Genomic DNA, 13779 nt, shown 5'->3' with positions numbered 1-13779 from the left:
TCGACGGCTGTGCCGTTTATCTCATGAGAAAATGGGTAACGCTGTACACTAGCCCGCTCTGAGGACCGGCAAGAATACGGATCCCCATGTCGAGGATCGGCGAAATGACCGTGCTGAAGATATTAGTAAAAAAGACCAGCAGGATAATGATGATCATGCCGTAGGGTTCCACCCGCGCCAGCATCTCCGCCTGACGATAGGGCAGCAACCCCACTGCCACCCGGCCGCCGTCAAGAGGAGGAACCGGGATCAGGTTGAAGATGCAGAGAAGCAGGTTGATGTAGACAGAAAAGGCCGTCATCAGAATCAGCGGGTCAAGGAACGTCAGAGCCTGGGAGCCGTCGGGAAACCCTGCGCCGAGGGCGGCAAGCCCTCGCATGACCAGGGCCGAGCATAGAGCAAGAACAAAGTTTGTCACCGGCCCGGCGCCGGCGACCCAGATCATGTCCCGCTTGGGGTTTCTCAGGTTGTTAAAATTGACCGGCACCGGCTTAGCCCAGCCGATGCCGACAAGAAAGATCATGAGGGTGCCCAGGATATCCAGGTGCTTGAGGGGGTTGAGAGTGAGCCGGCCCATGAAGCGTGCCGTCCGGTCGCCCAACCGGTCGGCCACGAAGCCGTGGGAGACCTCATGACAGGTGATCGCCATGAGGGCGGGGACAAGCATGATCGAAACCTTGAGGAAAAACTGTTCCATTGGGCGGGATTCTCCGGATACGTAAAAGCCGTTCATCTCTAACAGATTGGCTAGTGAAAGTCAATTCAGGCAAAAATCTAAAAAAATATTAAATTGCACATAAATACGTCCTGTTTTATAAATTTAGGCTTATGAATTTTCTGATTTTCCCGATAGTTTTGAGTTTACTGGCGTCTCCCCTCGTCCCGGAAGTCTCCCCCTTGCTGACGAAAACCATCGACCCGACCTTGGCATCCCGTGCTGATTCAGTCGAAATGGTTTACACCGATGGCAAATTTTCCCATCTGGAGTACGGATTCACAGAACAGCGACAGCCGGCATCCTACACCCCTCCCAGTACCGTTCATCGCATCGCAGCGCCTTCTCTTGTAACTTTTGGGCCCTGTGATCGCCACAGACAGACTCTGAAGCGAACTACAGCCCATTCTTGTGGTTTCATAATTGATATAGCGAGTGGCAAAAATCTAATTAATCTACTTCCTTTCGACACGCTTGTAATAAATGGAAGCAGTAAAGGAAAATGGACGGTTGCCCTTGCCGATGACTACCTTTCAGTGATGGAAGAGAATTACCCGATCGGTGAAATCAACGAAAAGGGCAAGATATCGTTCTCCCTTGATCAGGCAGCAACACATCTGGATTTGAAAAGAACGAAATACGTTGCTTTCATTCTTGAGTCATCTTCCGGCGATCTCAATGTTGACAGTCTCGATTTTTTCAGGACGCCTTCCCCTCCCCCTTCTCATGTAAACCCTGCCATGTGGGTTTGGGACAATCGACCGGCGAAGACGGATGCGTCGTCCATGGTAAGCAATCTCAAGGCTCTTCGAGTACGGCGGATTTATCTCCAAATATCCGACGAACTTGAGCCACTTGTCCCTTTTATCAGAGAGTCAAAAGCGGCTGGAATAGAGGTTTTCGCCCTTGATGGTTCACCCTCGTACCTGGACCATCCGGAGCCTTTACTCCGCAGAATACAGTTAGTCAAAGAGTTCAACTCAAAATATCCTGGCACACCGTTTGCAGGATTTCAAATAGATATTGAGCCTCATTTGAACAAGGATTTCCGGATTCGCCTTGACACCTATGGCTCACTTTATATCGAGTTACTGGACAGAATTCGCCGGATAACCAAGGAGGACCTTCCTCTTTCGACTGTTATACCTTTCTGGTATGACTCGCTGTTGATTAACGACCGGTCTCTAGCATGGCACCTGTTCAGGCAATCGGACGAAGTCGTTATCATGAGTTACCGTACTGATGTTGCGGAAATCGAGGCAATCGCCAGGGATGAGCTTCTTTACGGTGAACGCCTTTCCAAGAAGGTGCTGCTGGGAGTGGAGACGGGCCGGATTCCTGATGAAGTCCATATAACGTTCAAAAAATGTTTGGATGACACCCCTACAGCTGTAGAGGCAGGAAAGGCATTCTGGTGTCGAAGCAGTGATTACACGGTGCCGGGGAGCAGAATTTCGTTTAATGGCAAGGAAGATGCGTTTAAGAAGCAGTTGACACACTCACTACCCTATAAATCGTTTTCAGGATGGGTCATTCACAGCTATGAAACCGCGCCGCGATAAGACAACCCAGGAAAGTTGCCGTAAGAAAACACTTCGCTCGCTTGTTGTTGTGTGCACATTAGTTGTGACTCTGCAACCGCTCGTGAACATGCACGAGGCCTCTGCCAAGACCATTTCTTACGAGCGCGGCATCAGCAGGGTCAAGGGATTCATTGCTCGTAAACAGTTTGGCGATGCAGAACGCCTGCTCTCAGCCATGCTGCGCGATTATCCCGGAAACCCGGAAATTCTCTCGCTCCGCGGAAGAGTCTACCTTTGGAACGGTAAACCCTCGGCTGCCATAAGCGATTTCAACCGCGCACTCCGCCGACGGGAAGATCCTTCTGTCCGCAATGAGTTGGGAAAAGCAGAAACGGCCGAGCAAATCTCCCGTGCCAATATTTTTCTATCCCAAGGGAAAACCGCAGAAGCGGAAAGGATACTGATCTCTCTCTTCGACGCACGGCGCGACCGTTACACTACCGGTCTTCTTCTTGGCAAAATCTATACGAACTCTGCCAACTACGGGAACGCGCGCGATCTCTACCGAACCCTCCACCAGGACTACCCCCGCGATCATGACATAACTCTTCTCTACATACGCTCACTTATCATGGCAGGAAACCCCGAGAGGGCCGAGCAGGAAGTCGCCCTCCTCCCCGGCGAAAGTCATCCGTCATTGCACCTTGCACGCGCTGCGGTGTTAAAGACGCGAGGGGAATATGCCGAAGCAGTGGAGTCGTATCGGCGGGCCTTAAAGCTTCAGGATGACCCGTCAGTTCGCAAGGAAATGCAGTCTCTCGAAACACTTGTCAGTCTCCGGAAAGCTGATGCGGCCTTAACATCGGGCAAACCGGAATTGGCGGAAGGAGTGCTCCGTCCTCTCTACAGCGCGGGCATCAGCAGCTATGACGCAGGACACCGTCTTGCCCGCATCGCCGTAAACCGGAAGGATTATGATGAGACCCTTACCATCTACCGGCGCTTGCTCAATGACTATCCTTCCGATAACGACACCGTTGCTGCCTACCTTGATACTCTACTCATCGCCGGCAAGACCGATGCTGCCGGTGCCTATCTCGCAACACTGCCAGGCGAGAGGTCGCCAGAACTGCGTCTGCGTTATGCGCGTCTTTTGTACCGAACAGGCAGATATGCCGAGGCTGTCGAAGAGTATCGCCGCCTGCAGAGTGGGGCCACGGACCCGAGTGTCGCCGACGAAGCCGCGAAGGCAGAACGAACCGACGCCCTCTGGAGAGCCAACCGCCTTGACGCTGGGGGCAAAACCTCCGAGGCTGAACAAATCTGGCGCAATCTCTATGAATCGGGCAAGGAGCGTTACGAGTCAGGAGTGCGACTGGCGCGCCTTTATCAGAAACGGGGAGAATTCGACCGGGCTGCGACCACCCTGGGCGAATTGTGCAAAGCCTATCCAGCCGACCAGGACCTCAGGCTTGCCTTGATTGACGCCCTTCTGGCCGCAGGAAATCTTGTGTCGGCCGAACGTGAACTTACCCACCTTGCAGATGACCACTCGCCTCAGGTATCACTGCGCCGGGGGCGCCTCATGTACCGACTCAAGCGATACGAAGAAGCGGTTCAATCGTTCAAAACCGCCGGGGACACCCTTGAACCGACCGTACGCAAGGAGCGGGAAGCCGCGGAAAATTCGCTGGCCCTGAGTAAAGCCCTGACACTCATGCGTGCCGGTAAGCTGGAAGAAGCCAAGGCTCTCTGGAATGAACTCTTCCTGTCAGGGCGCGAACGGTACGAATCCGGCTACCAACTCGGAATGGCCTATCTTCGCCAGCGTGATTTCATGCGGGCTCGAGAGCATTTTACGGGCCTGAGCGAAGAATTCCCAAAAGACCCCGGCTTCTTCGCCCTTGCGGTTGAATCCAATCTGTTATCCAGGGATGTGAAAACAGCCTCCGCCATGGTGCGTGATGCGTCTCCGGAGCGTGCCGATTATCTCCGGCGCGAGCGGGAGGATCTCATCTACCGGGTTCATCCCAACTATGCGCAGATATCGGGACTTCTCGCCGGATATGATCACGGAATTTCGTCTGGACGAGAACTGGCGCTCACCATCTCGCAACGCATCGATCCAGCAACCGTTGTCATAAATGCCGCTACGGTCCACCGCTACGACAAGGATGATGCCGAATTCGGCGCAGAAGTGACATTCCCCCTACAAAACCGCCCATACTATGGCACTCTTGGCCTCACCTACAGCCCCGATGCCAATTTCCTCCCCCAGACAACCTTTCGGGGAGAAGGAACCTATGTTCGCAACGGCATGGAATACTCCCTCGGCTACACACGCATGAACTTTAGGGACGACGGCGTCAACATCTTAGTAGCCGGTGTCCTCGGGTATTTGGCGCCTACGGTGACCCTTAGCGAACGTCTCTACGTGGTTCCGGAAAAAGGAACTTTTTCGCTTTTATCCACACTCCATTACGAACCGACCCACCTCCTGCGCAGCTACTATTCGCTCGGTATCGGCACGGCCAGCGAAACAAACCACGAACTTAACGCCACAGATCGCTATTTCACCGTCTCGAACCGCCTCGGCGTCGAATATCGGCCCATTGCCTCCATCAGTGGTGGCGGTGAGATCTTCGACGAGTTCCGTGATGGCTTATACAATCGTTACGGGATCCAACTTTTCGTGAAATACTGGTGGTAAGATGATTGACATTTTTTCCTGGATATTCGGCCCATTGACAACATACCGGGCGGTTCTCGTAACGGCGATACTCGTGCTGGCATTATTGACCATCGTTCTGCTGGTGACCCTCGTTGTCCACAAAACCTACATTGAGTTGCGGGAGGCTCGATCCGCAAGACTTCGCAAAAAATTCGAAACTGTTTTTCCGGCATTTCTTGAAGGTCGAAACGAACACCTCTCTACTCCGAATGACTCGCTTGCCATTGACGCCTTGGCAGACGTCGCCATTGACCAGATAGCAGAGGTTGATCATAAGACTGCCAAGCGGATTCGTGCAGAACTCCGTGAGAGAGGTATTGTTGACGACCTGCTTGAACGACTCAACAATTCCCGCTCATGGGTGAAACGGTATCGGGCGTTGGAACGACTTGGTTTCCTGAAGCTTGTGGAGTTGCGTCCGATTTACCTGAAACTTCTTGAAACGGAAACCGATCTGCGCCTCGTTTCCAAAACCCTCTGGGCTGCAAGTTATGTTGCCGAAGAAGAGGACCTTCCGCTCATAACCAGCTTTTTGAGCAATTCGAATTTCATGTCGGCAAAATTCAACGAGTACCTGTTCACCAACCTGATTGAAGAATTCCGTATCAAACACGGAGATGATCCAACCGTCTCCATGCTCTCTGGCTTTCTCAATAATGAGACAGTACCCGTCCTTCTTAAGAGAGACATCATAGAGTCATGCGGAAAGATGGGTTACACCCCATCCGTTCCTCTTATTGTCGATGCATTCCATCGCTACCAGGATATTACTGAAATACGGATCACCACCCTGCGGGCACTGGGAGGATTGTCGGCCGATGCGCTTGCCGAAATCATAACGTCTGCTCTCAGCGATCCGGACTGGCGGGTAAGGGTGGTTGCTTCACGGAATGCCGGCCTCTGCAGTGAAAGCTGCGTCCCGCACCTCGAAGAGCTCATGCGGGACAAGAACTACCATGTCAGAATAAATGCTGCCAAGACCCTGTTTACGATGGGCGAAACGGGAAAAGCGGCTCTCAGACGCGCTCTCACCCGCAACGACCGGTTTGCTCGCGACATATCCAATTATGTATTGGGCGGATCCAGATAATGTACGATTTTGTTATTTACCTAGTGATTGCCGTGGAAGTAATCATTTTCATTTACTTCCTTTTTCTCAACGGCAGCTACACCATTCTGACCTTTCTCTCCCTGATCAACATTCGTGGTCAGTTGGCAGTGGCGAGCAGTCAATATATCGATGAACTATCGACTGGCGTTTTTTATCGCCCCATCAGTGTTCTCGTCCCGGCATTCAACGAGGAAAAAACCATAATCTCCTCAGTGTCCAACCTCCTTACGCTCAATTTCCCTGAATACGAAATTGTGGTCATAAATGACGGTTCCACGGACGATACCCTGTCGTTGATGATAGCGAAATTCGACATGATGGAAATCGAACGTCCGCTCAGCCTCAAACTTCACCATGAACCGATCAGGGCTCAGTACGTCTCACTTAGTCATCCGAACCTTTTTCTCATAGACAAGGAAAATGGCGGGAAGTCAGATGCCCTCAATGTCGGCATCAATGCAAGCCGTTATCCCCTCTTCTGCTCAATGGATGCCGATTCACTCCTGGAAAGCGATGCCCTGCTCCGCGCCTCGAAACTCTTCGTCGAAGACCGGGAAGTGATAGCAACTGGCGGAATTATCAGGGTGCTCAACGGTTGCACCGTGGAAAACGGTAAAATTACAAGCGTACGGGCACCGAAGCGCGCCCTCGAGTGTTTCCAGTCGGTTGAATACATTCGAGGATTTCTGACCGGAAGAACATCGTGGAATGCCTTCAATAGCCTGCTTATTATTTCCGGCGCATTCGGCATTTTCCGCAAGGACATGATTCAGGCAATCGGCGGCTATCGCAAGTCCGTCGGCGAGGACATGGACCTGGTTGTCCGGCTCCATCGGCACTGCAACAAAGAAAAGATCCGCTACAAAATACTCTTTGTTCCCGACCCGGTCTGCTGGACACAGGTCCCGTCGGACTATCGCTCACTCCTCAAACAGCGCAACCGCTGGCACCGTGGGCTTATCGACAGCCTCCGCTTCAGCAGAGGAATGTCCCTTAACCCGCGCTACGGAAAAGTCGGGCTGGTTGGTGTTCCTTATTTCCTCCTTGTGGAAGCTTTTGGGCCGACCATAGAATTTGCCGGATACTTTTCTTTCGTCTTCTTTTTCTTCTTCGGCTACATCAGCCGCGATTTCGCTCTGCTCTTCCTTCTTTTGTCTGTTCTATGGGGTACGTGGCTAAACATCGGTTCCATCCTTCTCGACAACCTCATTTACCGCCGCTACCACAGTGTCTGGGACCTCCTCAAGCTTTCCTTCTTCGGGCTCATAGAATTCATCGGTTATCGTCAACTTATTGTTGTTGAACGGCTCATCGCCACATTCACCTTTTGGAAAACGGAGTGGGGTAAGGCACACCGCCAGGAAATCAAAGATGACATTCCTCAAGAAGCTAATTAAAAAATTACTTTTCCTACTGCCGCGCGTTATCCTCGTAGGAATTTTTCTATTCACGCTGATAGTCACGGTCCTGAGCAACTTCGATTACTTCGAGCCATATCTTCCGCCGGTTTATCTCGCTCGAGCAAAGATGAGAAGCTATAACGACCGGATTCTCGTTGGCCCCTATCCGCATCTTGATGAGATGAAAGCCCTGAAAAGAAGCGGCGTTCAAACCGTCATCAGCCTGCTCGACACTTCTCTCCCCCAGGAAAAGGCGCTTGCCGAGCGAGAAGCAGAAAATGCTCAACATCTTGGAGTTGAGGTATATTTCTTCCCTCTGGGCTATATTCCGGTCAACAGCGAGCAAAACCGTAAGATGCGCGACAAGATCATCGCCCTTGTATCCAGCAACCAGAAAAAGCTGTATATTCATTGCTACTTAGGTCGGCACCGTGCGAACTACGTTGCCGAAGGCCTTTCCCCAATAGAACCACCATCAGTCCAAAAGCACTAAATGCCTTGACAGGAAATGGCAACTCATCGTTAATAGGCGAATGGCAACCAAAAACAAGCACTCTGAAAGCAAGAGAAAAGATCGTAGCAACTCTGCCCAACGAACGTTGCGTACCGGCCAAGTGGTAACACTCGCCATCACCGGTTTTGACGATGAAGGATTCGGAACGGCATCCCACGAAGGGAAAAAAGTCCTCGTGGCAGGTGCCCTCCCCGGTGAAACGGTCAGCATCAGGGTAACCCACAGCGGACCGCGGACCATGTTCGGGGAGGCAATCACCATACTCTCCCCTGCCCCCGACCGCATGGCGTCTCCTGCATGCACCACCTCCGCCTGCAGCAACTGTCCCCTCATATCCATGAACTACGGGGCACAGCTCACCCTGAAACACAACCTCGTCGAAAAGGAGATTCGCCCCTACGCCTCGCTGCGCGCAGTCCCCATAAACAAGGTCATCCCCTCTCCCCGCCCCATGGAGTACCGAAACTCCGCGAAGCTCGTTGTGGCGGGAACCTTCAGATCTCCGATCATCGGCATCTACCGGCGCAACAGCCACAACGTGGTCGACATCAGCGCCTGCCCCCTTCACCATCCACTCATCAATCGGGTGGTGGCTGCCGTAAAGGAAGGAATACGAAAGGGAAAGGTGCCGGTCTACAATCCCCGCACCGACACCGGCATCCTCCGCTACCTTGTGGTGAGAGTTTCCGAGCACACTGGCCGGGCCATGGCCGTCTTCGTCACTGCCCAGAGAAGTTACAATGAGATTCATCATCTCGCCAAGTTTGTAAAGCAGGTGGTCCCCGAACTGGATGTGGCGGTTCAGAACGTGAACACCTCCGAAGGAAATGTCATCCTCGCCCCCCATGACCATTTCCTGACCAAGGACCATGCCATCATTGAAGAGCTTGGCGGGGTCCGCTTTTCCATCTCACCCCGCTCGTTTTTCCAGGTGAACAGCGGTGGCGCCCGCATCATCTACGAAAAAGTCCGGGAATGGAGCGCCTTAACCGGCACGGAGATGGTCGTTGATCTCTATTGCGGCATCGGGGGGATTTCACTCTTCCTGGCCCCCAGCGCACAGGAGGTTCACGGCATCGAGTACGTGGATGCGGCGGTAGCCGATGCAGAACGAAACGCGCGCCTCAACGGGATTCGCAACTGCTCCTTCGAGGCGGGTGATGCGGCAGAGCTTCTGGAAGACTTAGTAGAAGAAGGAACTGAACCCGACGTGATCATCTTTAACCCGCCACGCAAAGGGTGCGACCGCCGTGTGCTTGAGGCTGCTGCTGACTCAGGTCCGGGCCGGATGATCTATGTCTCCTGCTCCCCCGCCACCCTGTCCCGCGACCTTGACATCCTCGCGGGACTCGGCTACCAGACACGGGAGATCCAGCCCGTGGACATGTTCCCCCAAACTCCTCACATTGAAAATGTGGCTCTTCTCGTTGATGCCCGTAGCGCCCGGGATGATCACGGAAAAACAACGCCCCCCCAAGGCCGGCAACATTTCACGCACAAAAGAAGAGGGGCATCCGCCTAAACGGGTGCCCCTCTCTCTACCTGACTATCGTGCCTGACAACTATTTTCTCAGAACCTTAACCACTGAGGAAAAGTCCTCTTCGCCGCGGCCGTCCTTGACCCCCTGCTCATAAGTCTTGCACGCCACCATGGCGGCCGGCAGATCCAGTCCCAATTTCTGAGACTTTTCGAGCACCAGTTCCAACTGTTCGTGAACGTACTTGAGGGCTAGATTACGGGTAAAGTCACCCCGGGCAATGACGCGCCCCTTGGAGTGGAACAGGGGCGAGGCAACGCCACCGGAATCGAGGACTTCAAGGATCTTGTCAACATTGAACCCCATCTTCTCGCCAAAGACAATGGCTTCGGCCAAGGTTTCCATCAACTCGGCCTGGACGAGATTGACGACGAATTTCATCCGGGTAGCGTCACCGATGGATCCAACGTGGATGATGTTGAGTCCGAAGAACGAAAAGAGCTCACGGCACCGACCGAGGAGCGACGGATCTCCGCCGGCGAGAATGGTGAGGAGCCCGTTGGCTGCGTGCTCCTTGGTTCCCCAGACCGGAGCATCAAGGAACATGACCCGGTGCTTTGCGGCCTCTTCGGCCATTTCCTTCGTACTCTCAAGGGAATGGGTTCCCATGTCGACGAGGATCGTGCCGGGATCGATTCCTGCGAAAATGCCGTCTTCCCCGTAAATGTCGGGCTTCAGCCGCTCCTTCTCGGGACGGATGTAGATGACGATATCTTGCCCCTTGGCAGCCTCCCGCGGCGTTCCGGCTCCGAGGGCTCCCTGCTTGACAAGTTCTGCAACGACTTCGGGATCCGAGTCGTAAACCGTAAGAGTGTAGCTTCCCTTGAGAAGATTGATGGCCATGTGCCGGCCGACGGTACCCAGACCCAAGAAACCGACATTTTTCAACATTGCATGCCTCCTGAATTTACAGTAAGTAATCACATCTCCGAACGGTGTTAATAGTACAATGTGTTTGCCTCTTGTACAATAGAAGAGTTTAAAAAAATAACGCTGTTTGCTTTAGCGCGATTTTGTCACGCCTACCCTGCCACAGAAAGGAACGAGAACGCAGGTGGAGCAGCGAGGCGAAACAGGTGTACACTGGTTCTGACCGAAAGTGACGAGATAATCGTTGATGACGGGCCAGTACTTCTTGGGAAGCTTGGCGCGAAGCGCAAACTCCGTCTCCGCCGGCGTCTTCGTGCTGGTGTATCCCCACCGGTTACAAATGCGGTGGACATGGGTATCGACACAAATGGCCGGTTTGCCGAAACCAAGAGTCAGAACCAGGTTCGCTGTCTTGCGCCCTACCCCCTTGAAAGTCAGCAGTTCATCCAGATCACTGGGGACCTGTCCGCCGTATTTATCCGCGAGGGTTCTGCAGATGTCGAGAATCTGGGTTGCCTTGTTTCGATAAAATCCCACCGGGTAAATGGCCTCTTCGATCTCATCCCTGGAGAGGGAAAGCATCTTCTCCGGGGTATCGGCCAGGCCAAAGAGTCGTTCCGATGCCGGACCGGTGGTCCTGTCCTGGGTACGGAGTGAAAGGATGCAGGAGACTAACACCTTGAAGGGATTTCCCTCCCGCTGCGAGACGATGGTAACTGCGGGAGACGGCCATGATTTCACAGCCTCCGCCAGTAAAGCCATCACATCGCGGATATCGCTGTCTTTCACGACAGGCCCCGGTTCCTGAATATGCGCATGAACAGGACCCCCATGACGGAGAGGCTGATACCCACGCAGAAGAAGAGATAACCGAGACTCCGCCCTTCGCCCCATCCGAGGACATCACTGCCGGGCATGAATACGATCAGATAAAGTCCGATGAAGGTAAGTATGCCCCCGATTATATAGAGTGCCATTGCTGCGATTCCCAGGGCGAGCCCTTGATTTTTTGCCATGATTAAATCCTCTCCAGTGGTGTTCAGCGGATGTTGCTGAAAAATGCTCCTGAAGCATCCGCTGTAGCAGAAAATACTACCGAAAGCGCCAAGTCATGGCAACCGCTATCTCCTTATTGCAAACGAAATAGTATGCTTCCGCTTGCAATCGACAGGGGGGCATGGTTTATTCTCTGATAACCCCATCACAGAGAAGAACGAATGATGACAACAATCGATCTCCATGTTCACTCAAACTATTCCGATGGCATCCACCCCCCGGCAGACTTGGTCAAGATGGCGGCCGAACGGGGCCTGGTCGCCATCGCCATCGCCGACCACGACACGGTGGATGGCATCGACGAAGCGCTGGTCGCCGGCGCTCGCATGGGCGTGGAGGTGGTTCCCGCCGTGGAACTTTCGGTCGAACACGGCCGTTATCGCGATATGCACATCCTCGGTTATCACCTTGATCACCGCGATCCCCGTCTCGTGCACATGCTTGCGGAATTCAGGACAAACCGTGAGATCAGGGGACGGGCCATCGTCGACAAGATAAACAAACGGCTCACTGATGGGCGGAAGTCGCCCCTCTCCTACGATGATGTGCTCAATCTGGCGGAAGGCGCAGTCGGCAGACCCCACATCGGCAGGATGCTCATTGAACGCGGCTACGCCAGGGATATGGATGACGCATTCCGCAGGTATCTCATCCCATGCAATGTCCCGAAACACTATATTCCCGCCGGGGACGCCATCACGGAAATCAGGAGGACCGGAGGTGTCGCGGTTCTGGCTCACCCGCTGACCGTCAGCGACGACCGGCAGGTGCTCCGCGGAATCGTATCCGACCTTGTCGCACTAGGTCTTGACGGCATTGAAGTGTTCAACAACATGTGCTACAAGGACGACATGCTGTTCCTGGAATTTTTGTGCAGGGAATTCGGTCTTCTCATGACCGGCGGCTCAGACTTTCACGGATTTGAGGATGATGTGGAAATTGGTACTGGTCGAGGCGGGCTCGCGGTTTCACATCGGCTCGCGGAAGCAGTAAAAAACCTGGCGGAATCACGGAGGATCACTCCACCGGGAAACCGTACCTGAAAGAATCCGATATGGCCGACGCGCGGGAAACCCTGGAAATGATGCGAGAGGTGGCACGGACGAGAATTGCCATGCTGCGTGACGGTATAACCTTCTATGACAACGACCGGCGCAGCTACTATCTCCGGCAGTACGAGGAAAAACTGACGCAGATTGAGCACCTGATCCGCCGCATCAGCATCAGGCTCGTCGAGCCGCCAACCGAAGAAACACCCTGATAACAATCTCTCACGATAAAAAAAGGACCCGGCATGCACATGCGAGGGTCCTTTTACGTATCTCCGATTGCCTATTCTATCTTGCTACTGAAAGCATCACCAGCATCACCAGACACATCACTCCTTGTAAGGCTTGTAACTTACCACCTGCAGGTCATCATCTATGCTCGTGACCCCCTTAACTCCCGCAACAATACGAAGAACGTCTTCCCTCTCGCCATCGGAATAAACGTGGCCGGCGAGACGGACTACGTCCTTTTGTGCGCTGATCTTGAAGTGAAGATTCTCGATGGTGCTTGAACGAAAGAGTTCAGTCTCTATTTTTTTGCACAGGACGATATCGTCGACGATCTCACGTGTCTTCTCTTCGCCGTTTTTCAATCGAGGATCCTTGGCGGCGGCAACAATGCTTTCGACAATCGCCCCCTGAGACATGCGCGAGGTATTGAATATAAGGTCATACCCCAAGGTATCGTTCCAGTCGCGGTTAAAGTAAAAATGTATGAAACCACCCCGCTGATGATCGCTCTTGCGGATGAGTACCCGGGCCAACTCCGGGTCAATCCATTCCCGCTCCGAAAGGCTTTCCACCCGATCCTCGAAGGGTGCCACAAAACGAAGCCGGAGGATATTTTCAACATCGGCAAGAAGATCCTGCGAACCCCTCCCGTAGAGAATCACATTCCCCTTGCGGGCACAGTCGAGCATGATAATCTCGATGGTGTTCAGATGGGCTGCCTGGAGCCTGTCCTCGGCGGTGATATACACTGGCGGTTTTTCATCAACCCGATTGAGTATTTCCCGGTCAAGGCCATACTGGGGGGCAAGCTCCGCAATCTTTGCACCGTCAACAAGTGTATGTTTCAGCCGTTTCGCCACCTCGCGAGCTATCTGGTAGGCGCCGGTTCCCATCTCTCTTGAAATAGTGATAATTGCCATAGTACCCCCGGTAGTGCAAAAAAGTGCTCGATATTACCATGTCATGGGTACGTATACAAGGGGGTAATTTGTATGGTACCATGAGCATCAATGACGCTGTTTCACGGAGTTTTCACCAAGG

General features: G+C 53.3%; 13 protein-coding genes. 8 read left to right on the top strand and 5 right to left on the bottom strand.

Going from position 1 to position 13779, the window contains the following annotated elements; all coding sequences use genetic code 11:
• Positions 1 to 16: 16 nt before the first annotated feature.
• Positions 17 to 697 (bottom strand): site-2 protease family protein, encoded by a 681-nt coding sequence (locus tag KI811_RS03915; RefSeq protein WP_214185193.1) that lies wholly within the window; start codon positions 695 to 697, stop codon positions 17 to 19.
• Between the two features lie 200 nt (positions 698 to 897).
• Between KI811_RS03915 and KI811_RS03910 the strand changes: the two genes are divergently transcribed.
• From KI811_RS03910 to rlmD, 6 genes are read left to right on the top strand one after another with little or no spacing between them, the layout of a single operon-like run.
• A complete protein-coding gene (locus KI811_RS03910; RefSeq protein WP_214185192.1) occupies positions 898 to 2277 on the top strand; it encodes a hypothetical protein in 1380 nt (459 codons plus the stop codon).
• Positions 2258 to 4948 carry a tetratricopeptide repeat protein gene (locus tag KI811_RS03905; protein WP_214185191.1) on the top strand — a complete coding sequence of 897 codons (2691 nt, stop codon included), beginning with the start codon at positions 2258 to 2260 and terminating at the stop codon, positions 4946 to 4948. Before KI811_RS03910 ends, KI811_RS03905 begins: the two co-directional genes overlap by 20 nt.
• 1 nt (position 4949) lies before the next feature.
• Positions 4950 to 6059: a HEAT repeat domain-containing protein gene (locus KI811_RS03900; protein WP_214185190.1), complete on the top strand. Its 1110-nt coding sequence runs from the start codon at positions 4950 to 4952 to the stop codon at positions 6057 to 6059.
• Positions 6059 to 7477 carry a glycosyltransferase family 2 protein gene (locus tag KI811_RS03895; protein WP_214185189.1) on the top strand — a complete coding sequence of 473 codons (1419 nt, stop codon included), beginning with the start codon at positions 6059 to 6061 and terminating at the stop codon, positions 7475 to 7477. Before KI811_RS03900 ends, KI811_RS03895 begins: the two co-directional genes overlap by 1 nt.
• Complete coding sequence (locus KI811_RS03890; protein ID WP_214185188.1) at positions 7452 to 7973, top strand: protein-tyrosine phosphatase family protein; 522 nt, start codon at positions 7452 to 7454, stop codon at positions 7971 to 7973. The genes KI811_RS03895 and KI811_RS03890 overlap by 26 nt, the downstream gene beginning before the upstream one ends.
• A 40-nt stretch (positions 7974 to 8013) precedes the next feature.
• Positions 8014 to 9516, top strand: a complete 1503-nt coding sequence (gene rlmD / locus KI811_RS03885) for a 23S rRNA (uracil(1939)-C(5))-methyltransferase RlmD (protein WP_246551345.1) — start codon at positions 8014 to 8016, stop codon at positions 9514 to 9516.
• A gap of 40 nt (positions 9517 to 9556) precedes the next feature.
• Here rlmD and KI811_RS03880 read toward each other — a convergent pair whose 3' ends face one another.
• The 3 genes from KI811_RS03880 to KI811_RS03870 all read right to left on the bottom strand — a co-directional run bounded on the left by KI811_RS03880 (position 9557) and on the right by KI811_RS03870 (position 11418).
• Positions 9557 to 10423: an NAD(P)-dependent oxidoreductase gene (locus tag KI811_RS03880; RefSeq protein WP_004511872.1), complete on the bottom strand. Its 867-nt coding sequence runs from the start codon at positions 10421 to 10423 to the stop codon at positions 9557 to 9559.
• A 111-nt stretch (positions 10424 to 10534) separates the two neighbouring features.
• Complete coding sequence (locus KI811_RS03875; RefSeq protein ID WP_214185186.1) at positions 10535 to 11191, bottom strand: endonuclease III domain-containing protein; 657 nt, start codon at positions 11189 to 11191, stop codon at positions 10535 to 10537.
• Positions 11188 to 11418: a hypothetical protein gene (locus tag KI811_RS03870; RefSeq protein WP_214185185.1), complete on the bottom strand. Its 231-nt coding sequence runs from the start codon at positions 11416 to 11418 to the stop codon at positions 11188 to 11190. The genes KI811_RS03875 and KI811_RS03870 overlap by 4 nt, the downstream gene beginning before the upstream one ends.
• Before the next feature lie 201 nt (positions 11419 to 11619).
• Between KI811_RS03870 and KI811_RS03865 the strand changes: the two genes are divergently transcribed.
• Entirely contained in the window at positions 11620 to 12501 is an 882-nt protein-coding gene (locus KI811_RS03865) for a PHP domain-containing protein (RefSeq protein WP_214185184.1), read from the top strand.
• Between the two features lie 11 nt (positions 12502 to 12512).
• Positions 12513 to 12719, top strand: a complete 207-nt coding sequence (locus KI811_RS03860) for a hypothetical protein (protein ID WP_214185183.1) — start codon at positions 12513 to 12515, stop codon at positions 12717 to 12719.
• A gap of 117 nt (positions 12720 to 12836) precedes the next feature.
• Here the strand turns inward: KI811_RS03860 and KI811_RS03855 are convergent, their stop codons facing one another.
• Positions 12837 to 13658, bottom strand: a complete 822-nt coding sequence (locus KI811_RS03855; RefSeq protein ID WP_214185182.1) for a cytidylate kinase family protein — start codon at positions 13656 to 13658, stop codon at positions 12837 to 12839.
• Positions 13659 to 13779 lie beyond the last annotated feature (121 nt).

The sequence above is a fragment of the Geobacter hydrogenophilus genome, assembly GCF_018501225.1.
GTDB classification, from domain to species: Bacteria; Desulfobacterota; Desulfuromonadia; order Geobacterales; family Geobacteraceae; genus Geobacter; species Geobacter hydrogenophilus.
The sequence above is the reverse complement of the archived record's forward strand: the minus strand, read 5'-3'. Positions and strand labels throughout refer to the sequence as shown.